At 39.1% G+C, this 22,808-nt stretch carries 20 protein-coding genes and 2 tRNA genes; 20 read left to right on the top strand and 2 right to left on the bottom strand.

The genetic code is table 11. The features are described from left to right. Nucleotides 1-6 precede the first annotated feature (6 nt). The 13 genes from ABC371_RS05225 (at nucleotide 7) to ABC371_RS05165 (ending at nucleotide 12,796) form a co-directional block, all read left to right on the top strand. A complete protein-coding gene (locus ABC371_RS05225; RefSeq protein WP_116354416.1) occupies nucleotides 7-960 on the top strand; it encodes a ribose-phosphate diphosphokinase in 954 nt (317 codons plus the stop codon). A gap of 111 nt (nucleotides 961-1,071) precedes the next feature. After that, entirely contained in the window at nucleotides 1,072-1,701 is a 630-nt protein-coding gene (locus ABC371_RS05220; protein ID WP_412895829.1) for a 50S ribosomal protein L25/general stress protein Ctc, read from the top strand. A gap of 102 nt (nucleotides 1,702-1,803) precedes the next feature. Beyond that, nucleotides 1,804-2,367 carry an aminoacyl-tRNA hydrolase gene (gene pth, locus ABC371_RS05215; protein WP_412895828.1) on the top strand — a complete coding sequence of 188 codons (564 nt, stop codon included), beginning with the start codon at nucleotides 1,804-1,806 and terminating at the stop codon, nucleotides 2,365-2,367. 99 nt (nucleotides 2,368-2,466) lie between these two features. After that, nucleotides 2,467-2,697, top strand: coding sequence for an anti-sigma-F factor Fin (gene fin, locus ABC371_RS05210; protein WP_412895827.1), 231 nt, complete (start codon nucleotides 2,467-2,469; stop codon nucleotides 2,695-2,697). Between the two features lie 128 nt (nucleotides 2,698-2,825). Then, nucleotides 2,826-6,362: a transcription-repair coupling factor gene (mfd, locus tag ABC371_RS05205; protein WP_412895826.1), complete on the top strand. Its 3,537-nt coding sequence runs from the start codon at nucleotides 2,826-2,828 to the stop codon at nucleotides 6,360-6,362. Nucleotides 6,363-6,594: 232 nt separating this feature from the next. Beyond that, complete coding sequence (spoVT, locus tag ABC371_RS05200; RefSeq protein ID WP_136380365.1) at nucleotides 6,595-7,131, top strand: stage V sporulation protein T; 537 nt, start codon at nucleotides 6,595-6,597, stop codon at nucleotides 7,129-7,131. A 133-nt stretch (nucleotides 7,132-7,264) separates the two neighbouring features. Next, entirely contained in the window at nucleotides 7,265-8,890 is a 1,626-nt protein-coding gene (locus ABC371_RS05195; RefSeq protein WP_412895825.1) for a putative polysaccharide biosynthesis protein, read from the top strand. Further along, nucleotides 8,887-10,335 carry a bifunctional methyltransferase/pyrophosphohydrolase YabN gene (gene yabN, locus ABC371_RS05190; RefSeq protein WP_412895824.1) on the top strand — a complete coding sequence of 483 codons (1,449 nt, stop codon included), beginning with the start codon at nucleotides 8,887-8,889 and terminating at the stop codon, nucleotides 10,333-10,335. Before ABC371_RS05195 ends, yabN begins: the two co-directional genes overlap by 4 nt. A gap of 256 nt (nucleotides 10,336-10,591) precedes the next feature. Continuing rightward, complete coding sequence (locus tag ABC371_RS05185) at nucleotides 10,592-10,852, top strand: RNA-binding S4 domain-containing protein (RefSeq protein ID WP_412895823.1); 261 nt, start codon at nucleotides 10,592-10,594, stop codon at nucleotides 10,850-10,852. Nucleotides 10,853-10,961: 109 nt separating this feature from the next. Further along, nucleotides 10,962-11,267, top strand: a complete 306-nt coding sequence (gene yabP / locus ABC371_RS05180; RefSeq protein ID WP_116354407.1) for a sporulation protein YabP — start codon at nucleotides 10,962-10,964, stop codon at nucleotides 11,265-11,267. Beyond that, entirely contained in the window at nucleotides 11,264-11,899 is a 636-nt protein-coding gene (gene yabQ / locus ABC371_RS05175) for a spore cortex biosynthesis protein YabQ (RefSeq protein WP_412895822.1), read from the top strand. Before yabP ends, yabQ begins: the two co-directional genes overlap by 4 nt. A gap of 15 nt (nucleotides 11,900-11,914) precedes the next feature. After that, complete coding sequence (locus ABC371_RS05170) at nucleotides 11,915-12,292, top strand: FtsB family cell division protein (RefSeq protein WP_412895821.1); 378 nt, start codon at nucleotides 11,915-11,917, stop codon at nucleotides 12,290-12,292. Nucleotides 12,293-12,373: 81 nt separating this feature from the next. Next, nucleotides 12,374-12,796, top strand: a complete 423-nt coding sequence (locus ABC371_RS05165) for a S1 domain-containing RNA-binding protein (protein ID WP_136380371.1) — start codon at nucleotides 12,374-12,376, stop codon at nucleotides 12,794-12,796. A 216-nt stretch (nucleotides 12,797-13,012) separates the two neighbouring features. On the opposite strand, the gene ABC371_RS05160 is transcribed toward ABC371_RS05165, so the two are convergent. Both ABC371_RS05160 and ABC371_RS05155 read right to left on the bottom strand, forming a co-directional pair. Then, a tRNA-Glu gene (locus ABC371_RS05160) sits at nucleotides 13,013-13,084 on the bottom strand. 9 nt (nucleotides 13,085-13,093) lie between these two features. Continuing rightward, nucleotides 13,094-13,170 (bottom strand) — tRNA-Met (locus tag ABC371_RS05155). Nucleotides 13,171-13,506: 336 nt separating this feature from the next. On the opposite strand from ABC371_RS05155, the gene spoIIE reads away from it, so the two are divergent. From spoIIE to ABC371_RS05120, 7 genes are all read left to right on the top strand, one after another. After that, complete coding sequence (spoIIE, locus tag ABC371_RS05150) at nucleotides 13,507-15,993, top strand: stage II sporulation protein E (RefSeq protein WP_412895820.1); 2,487 nt, start codon at nucleotides 13,507-13,509, stop codon at nucleotides 15,991-15,993. Nucleotides 15,994-16,069: 76 nt separating this feature from the next. Continuing rightward, entirely contained in the window at nucleotides 16,070-16,810 is a 741-nt protein-coding gene (locus ABC371_RS05145) for a vWA domain-containing protein (RefSeq protein WP_412895819.1), read from the top strand. Further along, the gene (locus ABC371_RS05140) at nucleotides 16,776-17,804 is read left to right on the top strand and encodes a protein kinase domain-containing protein (RefSeq protein ID WP_412899282.1); all 1,029 of its coding nucleotides are present in this window, start codon (nucleotides 16,776-16,778) and stop codon (nucleotides 17,802-17,804) included. Before ABC371_RS05145 ends, ABC371_RS05140 begins: the two co-directional genes overlap by 35 nt. Nucleotides 17,805-17,861: 57 nt before the next feature. After that, nucleotides 17,862-19,253, top strand: coding sequence for a tRNA lysidine(34) synthetase TilS (tilS, locus tag ABC371_RS05135; RefSeq protein WP_412895818.1), 1,392 nt, complete (start codon nucleotides 17,862-17,864; stop codon nucleotides 19,251-19,253). Nucleotides 19,254-19,267: 14 nt separating this feature from the next. Then, nucleotides 19,268-19,807 carry a hypoxanthine phosphoribosyltransferase gene (gene hpt, locus ABC371_RS05130; protein WP_412895817.1) on the top strand — a complete coding sequence of 180 codons (540 nt, stop codon included), beginning with the start codon at nucleotides 19,268-19,270 and terminating at the stop codon, nucleotides 19,805-19,807. A 129-nt stretch (nucleotides 19,808-19,936) separates the two neighbouring features. Beyond that, on the top strand, nucleotides 19,937-21,877 hold the full coding sequence (gene ftsH / locus ABC371_RS05125) for an ATP-dependent zinc metalloprotease FtsH (protein WP_412895816.1): 1,941 nt from the start codon (nucleotides 19,937-19,939) through the stop codon (nucleotides 21,875-21,877). Nucleotides 21,878-22,030: 153 nt separating this feature from the next. Then, entirely contained in the window at nucleotides 22,031-22,804 is a 774-nt protein-coding gene (locus ABC371_RS05120; RefSeq protein WP_412895815.1) for a type III pantothenate kinase, read from the top strand. Nucleotides 22,805-22,808: the final 4 nt, after the last annotated feature.

Raw genomic sequence — 22,808 nt, 5'->3', positions numbered from 1 at the left:
TAGATCATGTCTAAAGAATACCGAGACTCAAGTTTAAAGGTGTTTTCCTTAAATTCGAATGCACCTTTGGCTGAGGAGATTGCTAAGTCGATTGGTGTCGAGCTTGGAAAATGCTCTGTTACACGTTTTAGCGATGGAGAAGTTCAAATTAACATTGAAGAAAGTATTCGTGGATGTGATGTTTTCGTCATCCAATCAACGAGTGCACCTGTAAATGAGCATATCATGGAAGTATTGATTATGATTGATGCACTTAGACGTGCATCGGCAAAAACGATTAATATCGTCATGCCATATTACGGATATGCAAGACAGGACCGTAAAGCACGTGCACGTGAGCCAATTACTGCTAAGCTTATCGCCAATCTATTAGAAACAGCAGGGGCAGACCGCGTGATTACATTAGACCTTCATGCTCCACAAATCCAAGGCTTTTTTGATATCTTAATTGACCATCTAATGGGAGTTCCTATCCTGTCAGACTATTTCAAGAGCAAGAACCTTGAAGACATTGTCGTTGTTTCTCCTGACCACGGTGGGGTTACACGCGCTCGTAAAATGGCGGATCGTCTTAAGGCTCCAATTGCGATTATTGATAAGCGTCGACCAAGACCAAATGTGGCGGAAGTCATGAACATTGTAGGTAATATCGAAGGGAAAACTGCAATTCTAATCGATGATATTATCGATACAGCAGGAACAATTACATTAGCTGCAAATGCATTAGTCGAAAATGGTGCTTCAGAAGTGTATGCTTGCTGTACACATCCTGTCTTATCAGGACCAGCAATTGAACGCATCCAAAATTCAAAAATCAAAGAATTGGTTGTCACCAATACGATTCGTTTACCTGAAGAGAAAAAGATTGATAAAATCAAAGAGCTTTCAGTTGCTCCATTAATTGGTGAAGCAATCATCCGTGTTCACGAGCAACAATCTGTCAGCACCTTATTTGATTAATACGAATGCACAATCGTAAAAGAGGCTTTTCTTTTAAAAAAGAAGGTTTACTTCATCATCTTTAGGGGAAATTTAGTAATATGACTAAATCTTCCAAGGATGGTGTATAACATGTCTGCAGTTTTAGAAGCGACAGAACGAGTAAAAGATAAACATTCAACACTTACGAAAATCAGACAAGCGGGGAACATCCCAGCTATTTTAAATGGTCCAAATCAAAGTCAGCCAATTTTCGTAAGTAGTATAGATTTTTTAAAAACGATTCGGGAAACTGGGCGAAATGGGATTATTAAGCTTTCAATTAATAATAACCAGCATTCAGTCATGCTTCATGATATTCAAACAGATCCAATTAAAAGTGAAGTCATACATGCAGATTTTCAAATTGTTAATATGTCAACAGAGGTAACGGTTGACGTGAATCTTAATTTAGTTGGGGAAGCAGTGGGTGTGAAGGATGGTGGAGTCCTTCAGCAGTCAATTCATCAGATATCGATCTCTGCCCTACCAACAGACATACCACAAACCATTGATGTGGATGTGACAAATTTAGGGGTTGGGGATGTTATTAAACTTGAGGATATAGATACGAATGGTAAATATACCATAAACCAGGACCTTTCTCAGGTTGTTGCATCGGTTCTAGCTCCAAGACAGGAAGAAGAGATTAGTACAGGTGAAGAACAAGAGCCTGGTGAACCAGAAAATTTAGAAGGCAGAGAAACAAACGAATCTGAGTAAAGCAATGAATAGAGGACTAAAAGGTTGGACGTAACCAAAACGGTTACGTCCTTTTGCAACAGGGACACTAGCTTTTTTATTCAAAAAAATGGGGGAAATAACATGAAGCTAATTGTTGGATTGGGAAATCCAGGAAGGCAGTATGAGGAAACACGACATAATGTCGGCTTTAAGGTTATTGACGAGCTATCCGACAAATTACATATCTCGCTAGATAAAGCAAAATTCAACGGGGTATTTGGTCAAGGCTTAGTAAATGGAGAGAAGGTTCTACTTTTAAAGCCGCTAACATATATGAATTTATCGGGAGAAAGTATCAGACCACTTATGGATTATTATGATATTCTAGTAGATGATATACTAGTTGTCTATGATGAGTTGGATCTTCCTGTAGGAAAAATCAGGCTTCGTGAAAAAGGAAGCGCAGGAGGTCATAATGGGATGAAGTCCATTATCAACCATTTAGGTACTCAAGAATTTAAACGAATTCGAATTGGAATCAACCGTCCAACAAATGGCATGAAGATAGCAGATTATGTCCTAGGACGTTTTCAACCAGAAGAGTCACAAGATATACAGGATGCCATTCAAAAGTCAGCAGAGGCAGCAGAAAAGTGGGTATCCACACCATTTTTACAGGTAATGAACGAATTTAATGCGAAATAATATAGTATGATAAGGTAAGTCGTGGTGAATAAAGAATCTCTTCGCGGTTTATACTAGAAAGTGTAAACTTTGAGTCGTAATCTCACGAGGAGGATTCTTATGGCACTACATTACCATTGTCGACATTGTGGTGTGAAGGTTGGTAGCATTGATAGCTTGTCCCTACATAGTGAAAGTCTCGGGTTCCACCAATTAACAGACCAAGAGCGACAAGAAATGATTTCATACCAATCAAATGGGGACATTCATGTGAAGACAATATGTGAGGATTGTCAGGAAGCACTACAGCGTAATCCTGATTTTCATCAATATGAATCATTTATTCAATAAAATAAATAGAAAAAGCTTTGGCCCACACACCAAAGCGTTTTTCTATTTATTTTAAGATAAAGACTTGAGATTCCTAAGTTCGGTTAAACCAAAGGGAACATTACGAACTTAGAGAGGGGGTAACCGAGTTGCTAAAGGGACTACAGCAATATGTTGGAAATAATGATGAGTTAAAATCCATTATAAATGGAATAGATGAGGGGTTACGAGAACAGTTAATTGCTGGTTTATCGGGTTCTGCTCGCACTGTGTTTACGGCAGCTCTATATAGGCAGACAAAACGACCTATCTTAGTTGTGACGCATAATTTGTTTCAGGCTCAAAAAATTTATGAAGATTTAAATGCGCTTTTAGATGAAGACGAGGTTTTCCTCTATCCAGTAAATGAATTAATCGCATCAGAAATTGGAATCGCAAGCCCTGAACTAAAAGGGCAACGAATCGAAGCGTTGAACTATTGGAGCCACCAATCCAAAGGGGTCATTGTTGCTCCGATTGCGGGATTAAAAAGGTTACTTCCACCTAAAAAGTTATGGAATGAAAGCCAACTAACCTTTACGGTTGGTGATGATATTGAAGTGGCAGATACATTGGAAAAGCTCGTTGCTATGGGTTATGAACGGGTGTCAATGGTATCAGCACCTGGTGAATATAGTGTAAGAGGTGGAATTCTAGATATCTACCCGTTAACCGAGGAAAATCCAGTACGGATTGAGTTGTTTGATACGGAAGTAGATTCAATCCGAACATTCTCACTTGAAGATCAGCGATCACAAGGAAAAATCAACAAGGTTGTGCTCGGACCTGCAACGGAAATTCTATTAACGCCAACACATTTGGAAAAAGGCGCAAATGCATTAGAAGAAGGACTAGCGAGAAGCTTAAAGAAGATTAAAGATGAAAAAGTAAAGGAACTGTTCGTAGAGAATATTTCTGCCGAGCTTGAACAATTAAGAAATGGGCAAACTTTGCAGCAGATGTTCAAATATCTATCTCTCATCTACGACCAGCCTGCTAGTTTGCTAGACTATTTACCTAATAATGGGATTGTGTTGTTAGATGAAATTAGTAGAATCCAGGAGATGGCAGAAAGCCTGGATAAGGAAGAGGCTGAATGGGTGATAAGTCTTTTATTAAAAGGTGAGATCATTCATAATTTGACTCTGTCACATTCGTTTACAAAGCTTCTTCAACAATCAACCAATCCTTATGTGTATTTATCTCTATTTCTAAGGCATGTCCCGCATACAAGTCCACAGAACATTTTAAATATGTCCTGTAAACAGATGCAAAATTTCCACGGTCAAATGCATGTTCTAAAAACAGAGCTTGAACGCTGGCAAAAAGGGAATTACTCTGTTATTTTCATCGGTTCAAATGAGGAGCGAGTGAAAAAATTGGAGCAAGTCCTGTCTGACTATGAGATTGAAGTAATTCCTAGTAAAACGGATGGAGATATTTTGCTAGGAAAAGCACAAATCATGCTTGGAGATTTGCAGGATGGCTTTGAATTACCTTTGCAACGAGTCGCAGTCATCACTGAGGAAGAGCTCTTTAAGAAAAAAATGCAAAAGTCCAAGAGAAAGCAAAAGCTTTCAAATGCGGAGCGGATCAAAAGCTATTCTGAATTGCATGTCGGGGACCATGTTGTTCACATAAACCATGGGATTGGAAAGTATTTAGGAATTGAAACATTAGAAATCAACGGAATTCACAAAGATTATTTGCATATTCGCTATCAAGGGAACGATAAACTTTACGTGCCTGTAGATCAGATTGAACAGGTACAAAAGTATGTTGGCTCTGAAGGTAAGGAACCGAAGATTTACAAACTAGGTGGTACTGATTGGAAACGTGTTAAGAAGAAAGTTGAATCGTCTGTACAGGATATTGCGGAAGATCTAATTAAGCTATATGCCGAGCGTGAAGCCAGTAAAGGATTTGCCTTTTCTCCAGATGGAGAAATGCAAAGAGAATTTGAAGCTTCTTTCCAATATCAAGAAACAGAGGACCAGCTGAGGTCAATCCATGAAATTAAAAAGGATATGGAACGCGAGCGTCCAATGGATCGCCTCCTTTGTGGAGATGTAGGTTATGGAAAGACAGAGGTTGCAATTCGTGCAGCATTCAAGGCGATCATGGATGGAAAGCAGGTTGCCTTCCTAGTGCCAACTACCATTTTGGCGCAACAGCATTATGAAACCATCCGTGAAAGGTTTCAGGACTTCCCAATTTCAATTGGACAACTAAGCCGTTTCCGTTCCAAGAAACAGCAAACAGAGGTTATAAAAGGGCTAAAGGCAGGAACAATTGATATTGCCGTCGGAACACATCGCCTCTTGTCTAAGGACATTACGTATAAAGATTTAGGTCTTTTAATTATTGATGAGGAACAACGTTTTGGTGTTACACATAAGGAAAAAATCAAACAATTAAAAGCGAATATAGATGTGCTCACTTTGACGGCTACACCAATCCCACGGACACTTCATATGTCTATGCTAGGTGTTCGTGACCTGTCTGTCATCGAAACACCACCAGAAAATCGCTTCCCGGTGCAGACCTATGTCGTTGAATACAATGGTGAACTAATAAGAGAAGCGATTGAACGGGAAATGGCAAGGGATGGTCAAGTATACTTTTTATATAATCGTGTAGAGGATATTGAGCGAAAGGCAGAAGAAATCTCCATGCTAGTTCCTGAGGCAAGGATTGCGTATGCTCACGGAAGAATGACTGAAAATGAACTTGAATCAGTGATTTTAAATTTCCTAGATGGGCAATATGATGTCCTCGTGACAACAACGATTATTGAAACAGGTGTCGATATTCCAAATGTGAACACTTTGATTGTACAAGATGCCGACCGAATGGGCCTATCACAGCTTTATCAACTTAGAGGTCGTGTAGGACGCTCGAATCGTGTAGCATATGCGTATTTTACGTACCGGAAGGATAAGGTATTGAATGAAGTCGCCGAAAAACGACTACAAGCAATCAAGGAATTTACAGAACTAGGTTCAGGATTTAAAATCGCGATGCGCGACTTGTCTATTCGTGGAGCAGGAAATATTTTAGGCGCTCAACAGCACGGATTTATTGATTCTGTTGGATTTGACCTATACTCACAAATGCTGAAAGAGGCAATTGAGGAACGTAAGGGAGATGCGACAACAGTAAAACAAAAGAGTGTGGAAATTGATGTTGAAGTGGATGCGTATATTCCAGATGCATATATTTCAGATGGTCGCCAAAAAATTGATATGTATAAGCGATTTCGAGGTATCTCTTCAATGGAGGATGTAGAAGAACTTCAAGAAGAGATGGTGGATCGTTTTGGTGAATACCCAGTAGAAGTGGACTATCTATTTAAGATTGCCAAAATAAAGGTTTATGCATTAGCGGAGCAAGTCATCTCCATTAAACAGTCTAAACAGGAAATTACAATTCTTTTATCTGAAGAAGCAAGCAGTCACATTGACGGTGGGAAGATCTTTAAATTAGGAAATACATTTGGTCGAATGGTCGGTCTTGGTATGGAAGGCAGTAAGTTGAAAATTGTCATCCAAACAAAAGGACTAGATGTAAACCAATGGTTAGGCATAATTTATGATATGGTTAAAGGGTTACAAGATGTGAAAAAAGAAAACGTAAATGCGGTTTAACTCTTAGGACTAGTTAAACAATTTGATGAATAGAACCAAAGTCTAAGTGACCTATAGTTCTGATGTATGGTTAATTTTCCCTCTGATGAAAAATCACGATCATCGTGAATAGAACTTTGATGGTGTAAGATACTAAACTCAACAACAAATGGTGATTTATTCAAATCCAGACAAATTGTACATTAATCACCACTATTCTTTAATCATCAGATGAAAGTGAGGCATCATAAGAATGAAGGCAACTGGAATTGTTCGTCGAATTGATGATTTAGGTCGAGTAGTTATCCCAAAAGAGATCCGCAGAACGTTACGTATTAGAGAAGGAGATCCATTAGAGATTTTTGTTGATCGAGATGGTGAGGTTATTTTAAAGAAATATTCTCCGATTAGTGAACTAAGCGATTTTGCAAAGGAATATGCAGAGGCCCTATTTGATAGCCTTGGGCATCAAGTACTTATTTGTGACCGTGATGCATTTATTGCGGTGGCAGGAGGCTCTAAAAAAGAATACTTAAATAAAAACATTAGTGAGCTAGTCGAAAAATCGATGGAGGATAGATCCTCTATTTTGGAAACAGAGGAACGCCAAGTATCCATCGTGGAGGGTACCGATGAAACAATCTCATCATATACAATCGGTCCAATCATTGCAAACGGTGATCCAATAGGAGCAGTTGTGATTTTATCAAAAGAAAAAGCGCTTGGAGAAGTAGAACAAAAAGCAGTCGAAACTGCAGCTGGATTCTTAGCGCGTCAGATGGAACAGTAATATAAAAGCATGAATAGATGGAAAAGGTAGCTATTTTAGCTGCCTTTTCTTCCGTTAGGGAGGAATTGTCCTACGTAGAACTTTAAGTATGTTATAATACACTGGAAATTATCTGATTGGAAGGAGATGGGCGATGGACGTCCAATCCGCAGAGCGGTCAAACCGAATTTGGGAAGGGGCATTTATCCTTACCCTTGCCGGTTTGATCACCAAGATACTAAGTGCAGGCTACCGAATCCCCTATCAAAATATTGCGGGAGATATCGGTTTTTACATATATCAACAGGCATATCCGATATACGGAATTGTCCTCGTTTTTTCGACATATGGATTTCCAGTGATTATTTCAAAGCTTCTTGCCGAAAAATTGGAACAACAGGATGAAGCTTCTGTTGTGAAAATACTTTATATCACGTTACTAACATTACTCGGAATGGGGATTGTCCTATTTAGTTTTTTATACTGGGGAGCAGAAGTCGTTGCCGGCTGGATGGGTGACAAAGAGCTTTCATCCCTAGTAAAGGTGATTTCCTTTTCCTTTTTACTCTTACCGTTTATTTCTGTCTTTCGTGGGTATTTTCAGGGTCATAAAAATATGATTCCAACCGCTGTTTCACAAGTAACAGAACAATTAATTCGCGTTGTCACCATCCTACTCATGTCATTTATTCTCTTGGATTATGGCTATGGAGTATATGAGGCAGGGGCAGGGGCGATATTTGGATCGGTTACAGGTGGGGTTGCAGCAATATCCGTTCTGTTGTTTTATTTACTAAAAAGGAAGAAAGTCGACCAAAAACGACTCTATAAAAAAGCTTCAATTCACACGATGGAAATTGTTAAAATCCTTTTTACTCAAGGAATGACGATTTGTATCAGTGCTTTACTGTTAATTCTATTTCAGTTGGTCGATTCCTTCACCGTATATTCATTGTTAGTCTCCGGTGGAATGGAAGAAGAGGTAGCGAAACAGGTAAAAGGCGTTTATGATAGAGGCCAGCCTTTGCTTCAGCTTGGGACAATCGTTGCTACATCCTTGGCGTTATCGCTTGTACCACTAATCGCAAGTGCAAAGGCAAGAAACGATATGGCCTTTATTCGGAAAAAGGTCGATTTAACATTCCGTTTAAGTGTTGTTGTAGGACTTGGGGCAGCGGTAGGACTTGCTTGTGTCCTAGAGCCAACCAATATTATGCTATTTCGAAACGACCATGGAACAAATGTCTTAATGGTCTTCGGTTTTTCGATTTTATTTACGACAATATCGCAATCCATTACTGCGATTTTACAAGGGTTGGGTCATTCGTTTATACCTGCTATTGTCATTATGGGTGGAATGTTTTTAAAATGGATTTTTAATCTGTTACTTATTCCTACTTATGAAACGAGTGGGGCAGCTGTTGCAACATTGTTTGCTTTTGGGGTAATAGCCGTTATACAAATGATAATTGTAAAAAGAAAGTTACCTGGGGTGCTGGGCAATTGGACATTTGTTTATCACGTCTTTTTTGCAACAGGTGCTATGGCGTTCGTCATTTTTTGTTACTCTTGGGTCTTGCATCACCTTTTTCCGATACTAGGAGAAAGTCGAACATTTGCAAGCGTCGAAGCATTGACCTCTGTTTTTATTGGAGGGTTGACCTATCTATTTTTCATTTTAAGAGGGAGCGTATTTACGGAAGAAGAGCTCTCAGAAATCCCAATTGGATCAAAAGGAACCTTTCTTATTAGGTTACTTAAAGGGGGTAAAAAAATATGATTACTGTTATCGGATTAGGAGCGGGAGATTTATCACAGCTTCCACTCGGCATCTATCGTAAGCTTTTAGCGACTGAACATTTGTTTCTTCGGACGAAGGAGCATCCTGTCATTAAGGAATTAGAGGCGGAAGGAATTTCCTATCAATCCTTCGATGAGATTTATGAAAAGCATGATCAATTTGAGGCAGTTTATGATGAAATCGTTGCTATTTTAAAAGATGAAGCAAAAACAAAGGATATTGTCTATGCCGTACCGGGGCACCCAATGGTAGCAGAAAAGACAACTCAACTTTTGTTTGAGGAAAAAACCCTTCTGGTTCAAATTGAGGGTGGCCAAAGCTTTATTGACCCGTTATTCGCATCACTAAAGATTGACCCGATTGAAGGATTTCAATTCCTTGATGCCTTATCCTTTGAAAAAGATGAACTACAGCTATCACAGCATATCATCATTTGTCAGGTGTATGACCAGTACATTGCTTCCAACGTGAAATTAACTTTAATGGAGCAATTGCCAGATGAATATGAAGTGTATATCGTAACCGCAGCGGGTAGTAAAGAAGAAAAAATTACAAAGGTTCCTCTATATGAGTTGGATCGAGAATCGAGCGTCAACAATCTGACAAGCGTCTATGTTCCGCCTGTGAAAGAAGATGAGATGCTTTACCATGATTTTCGTTCCTTTAGAAGAATTATTGCGGCGTTAAGAGGTCCCGGTGGATGCCCCTGGGATCAAAAGCAAACTCACGAATCGTTGAAAAAATATTTGCTAGAGGAAGCTTACGAGGTTCTTGATGCAATCGACAGTGAAGATGATGCTCATTTAGCAGAAGAGCTAGGGGATGTGCTTCTTCAAGTTCTCCTTCACGCCCAAATTGGTGAGGATGAAGGAATGTTTACCATTGATGATGTCATTCGTGGAATTTCTGAAAAAATGATTCGAAGACATCCACATGTATTTGGAGAAGTATCAGCTGATACAGCAGAGGAAGTCGTGACCAATTGGGAGCAAATTAAACGAATGGAAAAAGGCAATGCTCTTAAAGAAAAGTCGATTTTAGATGAAGTCACAAAAGGCTTGCCAGGTTTAATGAAGGCTGTTCAGTATCAAAAAAAGGCCGCCAAGGTAGGATTTGACTGGGATGCTGTCGAACCTATGTGGGACAAGGTTTTTGAAGAAATACAAGAATACAAGGAAGCGGTAACCCAAAAACAAAAAGGAGAGGCTGTTCAAGAATTCGGCGATATCCTATTTGCTTTAGCCAATATAGCGAGATTTTATAAATTTGACCCAGAGGAAGCACTTGCGATGACCAATCAAAAGTTCGCAAGACGTTTTCGATTTATAGAAGAAGAACTCAAAACACAAGGGCTAAAGTTCGAAGAGCAAACTCTTGAACAACTTGACGCCATCTGGGAGAAAGCTAAACAAAACGGACTATAACTTTATTCAGTAGGAGTTCCTACTGAATAAAGTTATAGAGCCTCCGGCGGATGCCATGATTTTTCAAAGGGAGTTTTTCCTGCATTAACTGGTATTAAGGATTCTAGGAGGGCAACTACCGGTAAATGCCCGATAAAGTGAACGAAGACTAAGAACGCCACTTCCTGTGGCAACATCTTCGTGACCCACATCCTGTGGGCCTAAAAATCAGGCGCAAATACGCCAAGGCGCATTTGATAGAAAGAGGTGAAGGTAGATGCGATTGGATAAATTTTTGAAGGTTTCCCGGTTAATTAAGAGACGCACTCTTGCAAAAGAGGTTGCAGACCAGGGGAGAATCTTGATTAATGGACTAGCTGCAAAAGCAAGCAGCAATGTGAAAATCGGGGATGAGTTAACCATCCGTTTCGGCCAGAAAATTGTAACTGTGAAAATTGAGGATCTTCAAGAAACAACAAAAAAAGAAGATGCCACTAAGCTTTACTCCGTAGTAAAAGAGGAAAAAGTAGAAGCGTAATATTCGATAATCTCAGTAAGGCTTGTTCTAAATCCCACCATAAACTCATACATTTTACTATTAAACCATTGGTTATTTTTGACCAAAGTATGAATGTGGGGGATAAAAGATGAACCAATATCATGATGGAACGCCATCCAATAGAGGAACCGTACAAGAGCATGATGTGATCATGAGAAGTCGCAAGCTTCTTGACATAACAGGTGTAAAACAGGTAGAAAGCTTTGATAATGAGGAGTTTTTACTTGAAACTGTTATGGGATTCCTAGCAATTCGTGGCCAAAACCTGCAAATGAAAAACCTTGATGTGGAAAAAGGCATTGTATCAATCAAAGGAAGAGTCTATGATATTAGCTATTTAGACGAACACTCCACGGAGAAGGCTAAAGGGTTCTTTAGCAAGTTATTTAGATGACCTTAACAACCCAATTTTATACATTACTCGCAATGATTTGCATGGGGGGGTGGCTAGGAGCCTCTCTGGACACGTATCAGCGCTTTTTAAAGCGTTCAAGTCGAAAGTATTTCTTCGTTTTTATCAATGACATTCTTTTTTGGGTTGTACAAGGCCTATTGTTCTTTTATACGCTTTTGATGGTAAATGAGGGTGAACTGCGATTTTATGTGTTTATCGCGATACTATGTGGATTTGCCGCTTACCAAAGCCTCTTAAAAACAATGTATATGAGGATATTAGAACATATTATTCAAGCTATCATACGTATATATGAATTTTTACTTCGAACCGGTGAATTTCTCATCGTTCGACCCATAAAAATGCTCTATCAGCTAATTATTGTGATTCTTTTGGGGATTTTGAATGTCCTCTTGGTATTTGGGAGACTACTCCTCAAGATCTGTTGGATGATTATAAAAATTTGTTTTGCCCCAGTAAAGTGGATTGGAATCATGATCTGGAGGCTGTTGCCCTCCAACTTTACGAATAATGTAGAAAAGATTTTTCAAAAGTTTGCAGGATTTTTGAAAAAAGTAGAGAATATCAAACCTATATTGATAAAATGGTGGAAGAAGATAAGGAAACAATAGGAGGCATTCTCTACAATGAGTGCAGTACGAAAGAAGAAAAATGTAGCACAATTACAATCAACCTATATGGAAAAATATAAACAACAAGAAGAAGCCCTTCAAATAAAACGAAAAGGCTTAATGAGAAGATTGGCGGTCTTTTTTGTTTTGGTTGTCATTATTTCCTATGGGCTCATTTCAATGGTTGTATCCCAACATAAGACAATGAATGAAAAGGCTGCTAAAAAGGAACAATTACAAGAGCAGCTCACCACACTAAAAGATGAGCAGGTTCTTCTTGAAGAGGAAGTCGTAAAACTGAACAGTGATGAGTATATTGAAAAGATCATTCGCAGGGATTATTTTCTATCTAAGGAAGGAGAAATCATTTTTAAAGTTGGGGATGGGTCTTAGTCTTATTGACACTTGATTTTTAAATTATGTATAATATAGTAAATTGATTTTTTTTCAAATTTAAGGAGGAGCATTTTTTTTATGTCAATCGAAGTAGGCAGCAAGGTTCAAGGTAAGGTAACAGGAATTACGAATTTCGGAGCGTTTGTGGAGCTGCCAGAGGGCTCAACTGGTCTTGTCCATATTAGTGAGGTTGCTGACAACTATGTTAAAGATATTAATGAGCATTTAAAGGTCGGCGATCAAGTAGAGGTCAAGGTTATTAATGTTGAGAAAGATGGAAAAATTGGTTTATCCATTAAAAAAGCAAAAGAAACACAACAACCACAACGTCCACGACACAATGGTCCGCGCAATAATAGAAACGACCAACGTAATCAAAACAAAACTGAAAGCTTTGAACAAAAGATGAATCGCTTTCTGAAGGACAGTGAAGATCGTCTATCTTCCTTAAAGCGTAACACTGAGTCAAAACGTGGTGGGCGTGGAGCGAGAAGAGGATAACCTGCTGCTGTAACTTATATATATATAGATAAAGCACCCTAATCGGGGTGCTTTTTTGTGTGTTGTTTTTTATATGGTCGAGTTCGCCATTGTTAAAATGGAATTTTTGGTTGAAGGCACAAACTGGTAAATACGCAAAGGGATGCCATCTCTATACTAAGATAACCATAAAAAAACAGTGCAAGTAAAACAATAGTTTTACTTGCACTGTTCGTATGACCCGTACGGGATTCGAACCCGTGTTACCGCCGTGAAAGGGCGGTGTCTTAACCGCTTGACCAACGGGCCGTTAAAATATGGTAGCGGCGGAGGGGATCGAACCCCCGACCTCACGGGTATGAACCGTACGCTCTAGCCAGCTGAGCTACACCGCCATGTTTTTCAAAATAAAAAGTATTCGACAATCTCTGTCTCAAACTCTAGTAAGTAAGCACAAGTAATATAATACCTTGTGTCTATTCGTTCGTCAATATATTTTGTACTGAAGGAAAAAAATACAAAAATTCACACTATAGACATAATAAATGTATGAAATTTACTACAAACCTATCAAATTACAATCCTAAATTTCGTCATATAACATTTATTTTGTTGGAAAACTAGACAAGCAGTCGAATGATTTTCCTTTTTGCTCCTGTTGTTTTGACAAAATACGAATTCGCGCAACTGTATAATAACAGACAACTATTAATTACGGGGAGTGTTTATAAATGGAAAGAGTAGAAAGAAATCTGAGCGGACCAATCGCAGAGGTAGACATTGGAAAAACACAGGATACTGTAACCAGATGGTTTCATCGTATTCAAGCTAAGATTGTAAATCTATATCTACTAAAAGGGCTTTTACTAGTAGTCGTTGGGTTTTTATTAGGGCGGGCCCTCATCCTGAATGAATTAACCCCTTTTGCATTACCATTCTTCGCAAGTGTATTTATGATGAAAAAAGGAAAAGCAGGACTTGCAATGGCTGCTGTTATTGCGGGATCGTTTACCCTTTCAGCAGATGTCACTGTTTTCACATTTCTATCAATAGTCTTTTTTCTAGTAATCTATAAGGTTCTTAAAAGGTTTAAAGTAGATCTAATCAAAGCATTACCAACTCTGGTGTTAATCGCATCTGCCATTGCGAAGGTAGGAGTGCTTTATGTGACTCAAGGAACAATTACCATCCATGACGGAGTATTGCTTGGGGTCGAATCTGGTCTAGCCTTTATTTTAACCTTGATTTTCCTACAAAGCGTACCATTGTTAACAGAGAGACGAAGGAGACAATCCTTTAAAACAGAAGAAGTTATTTGTTTGATTATCTTAATTGCCTCTGTGTTAACAGGAACAATGGGTTGGCTCGTTTATGAGATGTCCGTTTCCAATATTCTCTCAAGATATGTTGTCCTCTTGTTTGCGTTTGTTGCAGGGGCAACGATTGGGTCAACGGTAGGGGTTGTCACTGGACTTATTTTAAGTTTAGCGAATGTAACGAGTTTGTACCAAATGAGCCTTCTTGCTTTCTCTGGATTATTGGGTGGTCTTTTAAAAGAAGGTAAAAAGGGCGGAGTTGCCCTTGGTCTCATTGTAGGAACGCTTTTAATTGGTCTATACGGTGAAGGCGCAAGCCAAATCATTCCTACATTATATGAATCCGTTGTAGCCATTCTCTTATTTTTACTAACGCCTAGGAGCTTAATAAGCAAGGTAGCTAAAAATATTCCAGGAACACCTGAGCATCATGCAGAGCAACAGCAATATTTACGTAAAGTTCGCGATGTAACGGCAAATCGCGTGTCACAGTTTTCAACAGTATTTGAGGCTTTGTCCAATAGTTTCTCGGAATATGGATATCCCATTGATGAAGAGGACAAAGACCGAGAAGTCGATTTATTTTTAAGCAATGTAACGGAAAAGACCTGTCAATCGTGTTTTAAAAAGGAGGCGTGCTGGTCCAAGAACTTTAATAAAACATATGACTATATGAAAGATATTATGCATGGATGTGATACAAATTCGCTTCAGTACAACCACAAGCTTACAAGAGACTGGGACAAGCATTGTGTACGCTCGAAAAAAGTAATCGATGCCATTGAACAGGAGCTGACTTATTATCAGGCAAACCAAAAACTAAAAAAACAAGTAAAGGAGAGTCGAAAACTAGTAGCAGAACAATTGTTAGGGGTTTCCCAGGTTATGAGTGATTTTGCGAAGGAAATTCAACGTGAAGGTGAAAATCATCATGTATTGGAAGAGCAAATCCTAGATGCGCTGCAGTCATTTGGTATTCAAATTGGGCATGTAGAAATTTACAGTGTGGAACAAGGAAATGTAGATATTGAATTAAGTATTCCGTATTGCAACGGAAGTGGGGAGTGTGAAAAATTAATTGCGCCGATGCTATCGGATATTTTGGAGGAAACCATCCTCGTGAAAAGTGAAGAATGCTCAGCCTATCCAAATGGGTATTGTCATGTGACACTCGGTTCGGCAAAGGCATATGTTCTTGAGACAGGTGTTGCTCACGCTGCTAAGGGCGGCGGATTAGTATCAGGGGACAGCTATTCAACAATTGAGTTAGGTGTTGGTAAGCATGCGGTTGCCATTAGTGATGGGATGGGAAATGGGGAACGAGCTCATTACGAGAGCAATGAAACCTTGGAGTTGTTAAAAAAGATTCTTCAATCTGGCATTGAGGAGAAGGTAGCGATTAAATCCGTTAACTCGATTCTCTCTTTACGTACAACAGATGAGATATTTTCGACGCTCGATTTAGCAGTGATTGACTTACAGGATGCAAGTGCGAAGTTCTTAAAAATTGGTTCTACGCCAAGTTATATTAAGAGAGGAGATAAGATTAGCAAAATACAGGCAAGTAATCTACCAATGGGAATCATTGAGGACTTTGAAGTGGAGGTAGTAGATGAACAATTGAAGGCTGGAGACCTATTAATCATGATGAGTGATGGGATTTTTGAAGGACCAAAGCATGTTGAGAACTATGATATGTGGATGAAACGTAAGATCAAGGAAATTCAAACAAAAGAGCCTCAAGAAGTTGCGGACCTCATTATGGAAGAGGTTATACGCACAAGATCTGGACAAATTGAAGATGATATGACTGTTGTTGTGACAAAAATTAAACATAATACACCAAAATGGGCAGCTATCCCTGCCTATGGTTATCATAAAACGAAAAGTAAAGCTATCTGACTCTATTAGGAAGGTTTAAAAAACAATAATTTCGTCCATCCTTATACTAATTTTACCTAGTTGGAGGGGATGAAACGTGCAAAAAGGCACATTGAAGCAAATTCTATTAATTACAGACGGTTGCTCAAATCAAGGGGAAGATCCGATAGCGATGGCTACACTTGCTAGAGAGCAAGGTGTTACAATCAATGTCATTGGTGTAGTGGAACAGGATACGATTGATGAACAAGGTATGCAGGAAATCGAAGGAATCGCTAACGCTGGTGGTGGAGTAAGCCAAATCGTCTATTCCACTCAATTGTCTCAAACAGTTCAAATGGTAACAAGACAAGCGATGACTCAAACCTTACAAGGGGTTGTCAATAAGGAGCTCCAGCAAATTTTAGGAGCCAAGACATCGATGGAAGACCTTCCTCCGGAAAAACGTGGAGAAGTAATGGAGGTTGTGGATGAACTGGGAGAAACTGTTGATTTAGAAGTTCTCGTGCTGGTGGATACAAGCGCGAGTATGAAGCATAAATTACCAACTGTGAAAGAAGCCTTGCTAGACCTATCCATAAGCTTGAATGCGAGAATGGGAGACAATCAATTTTCTGTTTTTGTATTTCCGGGGAAAAGAGTTGAGGTAGAAAGGGTATTAGATTGGACGCCGAGACTAGAATCCTTATCTAGTATTTTTCCAAAGCTAACAACTGGTGGAATTACACCTACAGGTCCGGCAATCCGAGAGGCACTTACCTACTTTAAGAAAAAAAGATCATTAAGGAGTTTGTTGTCTCGTGATGATGAACAATACTACGAAGAGTCAGGTATGTAAGGTTTCCCCTGGTACAGTTATTATCGGAAAGTGGCATAAAAAATCATATCGCATTGTGAGACCTTTAGGACAAGGTGCCAATGGAATTGTCTACTTAGCTGAGAGTATTGATGGTCCTGTGGCTTTAAAAATTAGTGAAAATGGCGTGACAATTACGTCGGAAGTAAATGTACTAAAACACTTCTCTAAGGTTCAAGGCTCTGCCCTTGGGCCTTCTTTTATAGATGTCGATGATTGGATTAGACCTGGATTTTCAAGTCCTATTTCCTTTTACGCCATGGAATATATTCGTGGTGAAAGCTTTTTATCTTTTATTGAAAAAAGGGGTAAAGAATGGACAGGCATCCTATGCTTACAACTGCTTTCCGACTTGGACAGGCTCCATCAGGAAGGATGGGTATTCGGTGACTTAAAACCTGATAATCTACTTGTTGTAGGGAATCCACCCAAAATCCGCTGTATTGATGTCGGAGGAACTACGGTACAAGGAAGGGCGATAAAAGAGTTTACTGAATTCTTTGATCGTGGATATTGGGGGGCAGGCTCAAGAAAAGCGGAAGCTTCCTATGACTTATTTGCAGTTGCGATGATTATCATCAATGCTGCGTATCCAAACCGTTTTACAAAAACGGATCAACCGGTGAAACAATTAAAATCTATTATTTCAAATACGGATTCGCTAAGAAAATTTGATACTGTCCTATATCATGCAATTGATGGGAAATACCAGCAGGCAGCTGAAATGCGTAAAGATTTAGTTATGAAGTTAAGTCAAGCGAATAAGGACCACACACCTTTACAAAAATCACGCACAACAAGAAAGTCACAAACGAGGATAAAGACAACTAGTCAACCCCAAGCTCGATCTAATGTATCACGGGCAAATAGACAGCTAAAACTGAAGAAACAAAAAGGTGGGGTGCTCGAAACAATATTATTACTGCTGTTTGTATCACTTGGGTATTTGCTTTATCTATATGGACAAATTCTGTAAAAATAAATAGGAAAATGCTACGATATAGTTAGATTTATAAAAAGGATTGGTCCGACAATGATGGAAAACGTAAAACGTTTTATAAAAAAACATGAATTAATTAAAAACGGCTCAACAGTAATAGTAGGGGTATCCGGTGGTCCGGATTCCCTTGCATTGCTTCATTATTTACTTCATCATCAGAAAGGAGTAACTCTTGTTGCTGCCCATGTTGACCATATGTTTCGTGGGAAAGAGTCCGAAGAGGATTTATTATATGTAAAAGAATTTTGTGAATCGTTTCAGATTCCTTTTGAATCAATTCAAATCGATGTGACATCCTATAAAAAGGAACACGGTCTAAGTTCCCAAGTAGCCGCGAGGGAAGTGAGGTATGATTTTTTTGATGAAGTCATGCGAAAACATAAAGCGGATTACTTAGCGCTTGGGCATCATGGGGATGATCAAATAGAAACGATTTTAATGCGTCTAGTCCGAGGTAGTAAGGGAGTAGGCTATGCAGGGATGCAGGTAAAACGCCCTTTTTCATGTGGGTCAATTATTCGCCCATTTTTAGTCGTGACAAAAGCAGAGATTGAAGAATACTGCAAAGAATGGAAGTTGTTACCAAGACGCGACCCATCAAATGATAAAGACGACTATACGAGGAACCGATTTAGGCATCATGTTCTCCCTTTTTTAAAAAAGGAAAATCCGGCGGTGCACGAACACTTTCTACAATTTAGCCAGTACATGACAGAGGATAATGAAGTTTTAGATGAATTAACAATCGAAAAAATGAATAAAGTAATGAAAAGGAATGAAGACAATGAAATAGAGATTGAAATTCCTCCCTTTTTAGCGATGCCAAAATCTTTACAAAGAAGAGGGATTCAACTAATATTAAACTATCTCTACAAAGAACTTCCTCCTTCTCTTTCTGCCGTACATATTGACAATTTGTTAACCTTCATGGCAAATAATCATCCATCTGGAGAATTGCATTTTCCTGCTGGTTTACGAATTGTAAAATCTTATGAGAGCTGTACATATACTTATACGGATTGTAAGGAAAACATAAGCCCCTATCGATTTCACATTGATACACCTGGGCTTTATAAACTTGAAGATGGTAGTGAAATAAAGAGTCAAGTGTGGAAGAGCTATCCTAATGAATTGGTTGGAAATGATTGTTTCGTCATCGACCCAGAGATCATCCAATTGCCAATTTATGTCCGAACAAGAAAAATTGGAGATAAAATGAGGCTAAAAGGAATGAATGGTTCAAAAAAAGTGAAGGATATTTTCATTGATAAAAAAATACCACTTCACAGACGTGACCATTGGCCAATTGTTGAGGATGAACAAGGAAAGATTTTGTGGCTTCCAGGATTGAAAAAATCACCATACGAAGCATCATGTAAAACAAAATCGCACTATATCGTACTACAATACACGCAGAATGTTTAGGGGGCTTTAAACGAATGAAGCAGGATATCGAGAAGGTTTTATTTAGTGAGGAAGAACTTCAGAAAAAAATTAAGGAATTAGGTAATACTTTAACAGAGGACTATAAAGACAAATTTCCTTTAGCCATTGGAATTTTAAAAGGGGCTATGCCTTTCATGGGCGATCTGTTAAAAAGGGTGGATACATACTTAGAAATGGATTTTATGGATGTATCAAGCTATGGAAACTCAACTGTTTCCTCTGGTGAAGTAAAAATCATCAAGGACTTAGATACATCTGTAGAAGGAAGAGATATTCTTGTCATTGAGGATATTATCGATAGTGGTCTAACACTAAGTTACCTCGTTGAGTTATTTCGTTACCGTAAAGCAAAGTCCATTAAAATTGTAACACTTTTGGATAAACCAACAGGAAGAAAAGCCGATATTCAGGCAGACTATGTTGGGTTTATTGTTCCTGATGAGTTTGTTGTCGGTTACGGTCTAGACTATGCTGAGAAATACCGAAATTTACCGTATATCGGTGTGTTAAAACCTGAGGTCTATTCAGAATAGTCACTTTCTAACAGAAAATCTAAGACATTTTTGAAACCTAATTGTAGGTTAAACGTATATCATTTGAATAGCCATTATTATCTATGATACTATTTACTATAGTTTGTTCACCGCGGGAGGAGGTAAGGGATGAATCGAATTTTTAGAAACGTCATATTCTATTTACTCATATTTTTAGTCATTATCGGTGTGGTTAGCTTCTTCCAAGGAGCAGGTGGCCAGCCTGAAGTGATGAAATATGGCAAGTTTGTTCAACATCTCGAAGCTGGGGATGTAAAAAATATTACGATACAACCTGAAAGAGGCGTCTATGAGGTTAGAGGCCAGTTAAACAACTATGATAAGGATCAATTCTTTGTCACTAACATTATCGGTAGCCAAAATGAGGTTGATCGGATTACAGAAGCTGCGTTGAATGCAGACGTAGATATCCTTAAAGCTAAAGAAACAAGTGGTTGGGTAACCTTCTTTACGTCGATTATTCCATTTGTTATTATCTTTATTTTATTCTTCTTCCTACTTAATCAAGCCCAAGGCGGCGGTAGTAGGGTTATGAACTTTGGTAAGAGTAAGGCCAAGTTGTATAGCGAAGAAAAGAAAAAGGTTCGATTTAAAGATGTTGCAGGTGCGGATGAAGAGAAGCAAGAGCTTATTGAAGTAGTTGAGTTCTTGAAGGATCCTCGAAAGTTTGCTGATCTAGGTGCAAGAATTCCAAAAGGGATCCTCCTTGTTGGACCTCCTGGTACAGGTAAAACATTGCTTGCCCGTGCGGCTGCCGGGGAAGCAGGAGTTCCATTCTTCTCCATTAGTGGTTCGGATTTCGTTGAAATGTTTGTTGGGGTAGGTGCTTCACGTGTACGTGACCTATTTGAAAATGCTAAGAAAAATGCGCCATGTATCATTTTTATAGATGAAATTGATGCAGTTGGACGCCAGCGTGGTGCAGGTCTTGGTGGCGGTCATGATGAGCGTGAACAAACCTTAAACCAATTGCTAGTTGAGATGGACGGATTCGGTGCAAACGAAGGAATCATCATCGTTGCTGCAACAAACCGCCCAGACATTCTAGACCCAGCCCTTCTACGTCCAGGACGTTTTGACCGTCAAATTACAGTTGACCGTCCAGATGTTAAAGGTAGAGAAGCGGTTTTACGAGTTCATGCTCGTAATAAGCCTTTTGATGAAACAGTTGATTTAAAAGCAATCGCTGCAAGAACACCAGGGTTCTCAGGTGCAGACCTCGAAAACCTATTGAATGAAGCAGCGCTCGTTGCAGCTCGTCAAAACAAGAAGAAAATTGATATGACAGATCTTGATGAAGCATCAGACCGCGTAATTGCAGGTCCAGCGAAAAAGAATCGTGTCATTTCGAAAAAAGAACGCAATATCGTGGCTTTCCACGAAGCGGGGCATACCGTTATTGGAATGGTGCTTGATGAAGCGGATATGGTTCATAAGGTTACTATTGTCCCACGTGGTCAAGCTGGTGGTTATGCGGTAATGCTTCCTAAAGAAGATCGTTACTTCATGACAAAACCTGAATTATTGGATAAAATCACGGGTCTCTTAGGGGGGCGTGTAGCCGAAGAAATTACATTTGGAGAAGTGAGTACAGGTGCTCACAATGACTTCCAACGTGCTACAGGTATTGCTCGTAAAATGGTTACCGAATATGGAATGAGTGAAAAATTAGGCCCACTTCAGTTTGGTCAGGCACAGGGTGGTCAAGTGTTCTTAGGACGTGACATCCATAACGAGCAGAACTACAGTGATGCAATTGCGCACGAAATTGATCTTGAAATCCAACGCTTCATTAAAGAAAGTTACGAAAAAGCAAGACAAATTCTTACAGAGAATCAAGATAAGCTTAAACTCATCGCAGAAACATTGCTTGAGGTTGAAACATTAGATGCTGCTCAAATTAAGAGCTTGTTCGAAGAGGGAAAATTACCTGATCGCCCAGAAGTATCTGATGTTGCAGTTAAACCAAAAGACGATGTAAAAGTTACGATTAACTCTAAAAAAGAAGAGGAAGTAACGGAAGGCGAAAATAAAGATAAAGAAGAGTAATAACAAGAGGTGTCTACAGCCTAAGTAGGCACCTTTTTTGTGTCGTTTTAAGCTCTTTAATTGTGGAATAATAAAAACGAGATGTGGTATGATGTTTCCATTAAGTTGCAAAAAGGTAACTGTGCTTTTGCATTTGGGGGTAGGGGGTACCACATGATTTTTGTTTTTGATGTAGGGAATACAAATATGGTTTTAGGGGTATATGAAAATGATGAGTTAAAACATCATTGGAGAATTGAAACCAGCCGAAATAAAACAGAGGATGAATATGGACTCGTGATAAAATCACTATTAGCACATGAGGGATTAGCGTTTAAGGACGTCAAGGGCATTATTATGTCTTCTGTTGTTCCACCGATTATGTTTGCTCTTGAACGAATGTGTTTAAAGTATTTTGGTATTAAGCCATTAGTAGTCGGACCAGGCATTAAAACGGGATTAAATATAAAATATGATAATCCAAAAGAAGTGGGTGCAGATCGAATCGTCAATGCTGTCGCTGGAATCCATCTGTATGGAAGTCCACTTATCATAGTTGATTTTGGTACTGCCACAACATATTGTTACATAAATGAAAGAAAGCAATACATGGGTGGGGCAATTGCGCCTGGAATTGCCATTTCAACTGAGGCTTTATATTCAAGGGCTGCAAAGTTGCCAAGAATCGAAATAGCCCGTCCAGAAGGTGTGATTGGGCGAAATACGGTAAGTGCAATGCAGGCAGGTATATTATACGGGTATGTTGGTCAAGTTGAGGGTATCGTCGGTCGCATTAAAGCCCAAGCCGTGGAAAAGCCAAAGGTCATAGCAACAGGAGGGCTTGCTTCACTGATTTCGGGAGAATCAACCGCGATTGATATTGTCGACCCTTTTTTAACGTTAAAAGGGCTACAACTTATTTATCAACGCAATAAAGAAACAAAATGAAAAT

Source organism: Bacillus jepli, assembly GCF_047238305.1.
GTDB lineage: Bacteria > Bacillota > Bacilli > Bacillales > Bacillaceae_L > Ferdinandcohnia.
Note: the sequence above shows the minus strand (reverse complement) of the source record. Positions and strands in the feature narration are given on the sequence as shown.

Bases quoted from the DNA above. Each gene is read 5' to 3' on its own strand.
- ABC371_RS05120 (WP_412895815.1), top strand. From the start codon at position 22,031: ATGATTTTTGTTTTTGATGTAGGGAATACAAATATGGTTTTAGGGGTA.
- spoIIE (WP_412895820.1), top strand. From the start codon at position 13,507: ATGGAAAGAGTAGAAAGAAATCTGAGCGGACCAATCGCAGAGGTAGAC.
- ABC371_RS05185 (WP_412895823.1), top strand. From the start codon at position 10,592: ATGCGATTGGATAAATTTTTGAAGGTTTCCCGGTTAATTAAGAGACGC.
- yabQ (WP_412895822.1), top strand. From the start codon at position 11,264: ATGACCTTAACAACCCAATTTTATACATTACTCGCAATGATTTGCATG.
- ftsH (WP_412895816.1), top strand. From the start codon at position 19,937: ATGAATCGAATTTTTAGAAACGTCATATTCTATTTACTCATATTTTTA.
- ABC371_RS05225 (WP_116354416.1), top strand. From the start codon at position 7: ATGTCTAAAGAATACCGAGACTCAAGTTTAAAGGTGTTTTCCTTAAAT.
- spoVT (WP_136380365.1), top strand. From the start codon at position 6,595: ATGAAGGCAACTGGAATTGTTCGTCGAATTGATGATTTAGGTCGAGTA.
- hpt (WP_412895817.1), top strand. From the start codon at position 19,268: ATGAAGCAGGATATCGAGAAGGTTTTATTTAGTGAGGAAGAACTTCAG.
- ABC371_RS05140 (WP_412899282.1), top strand. From the start codon at position 16,776: ATGATGAACAATACTACGAAGAGTCAGGTATGTAAGGTTTCCCCTGGT.
- yabN (WP_412895824.1), top strand. From the start codon at position 8,887: ATGATTACTGTTATCGGATTAGGAGCGGGAGATTTATCACAGCTTCCA.
- pth (WP_412895828.1), top strand. From the start codon at position 1,804: ATGAAGCTAATTGTTGGATTGGGAAATCCAGGAAGGCAGTATGAGGAA.
- ABC371_RS05220 (WP_412895829.1), top strand. From the start codon at position 1,072: ATGTCTGCAGTTTTAGAAGCGACAGAACGAGTAAAAGATAAACATTCA.
- fin (WP_412895827.1), top strand. From the start codon at position 2,467: ATGGCACTACATTACCATTGTCGACATTGTGGTGTGAAGGTTGGTAGC.
- tilS (WP_412895818.1), top strand. From the start codon at position 17,862: ATGATGGAAAACGTAAAACGTTTTATAAAAAAACATGAATTAATTAAA.
- ABC371_RS05195 (WP_412895825.1), top strand. From the start codon at position 7,265: ATGGACGTCCAATCCGCAGAGCGGTCAAACCGAATTTGGGAAGGGGCA.
- ABC371_RS05165 (WP_136380371.1), top strand. From the start codon at position 12,374: ATGTCAATCGAAGTAGGCAGCAAGGTTCAAGGTAAGGTAACAGGAATT.
- yabP (WP_116354407.1), top strand. From the start codon at position 10,962: ATGAACCAATATCATGATGGAACGCCATCCAATAGAGGAACCGTACAA.
- ABC371_RS05170 (WP_412895821.1), top strand. From the start codon at position 11,915: ATGAGTGCAGTACGAAAGAAGAAAAATGTAGCACAATTACAATCAACC.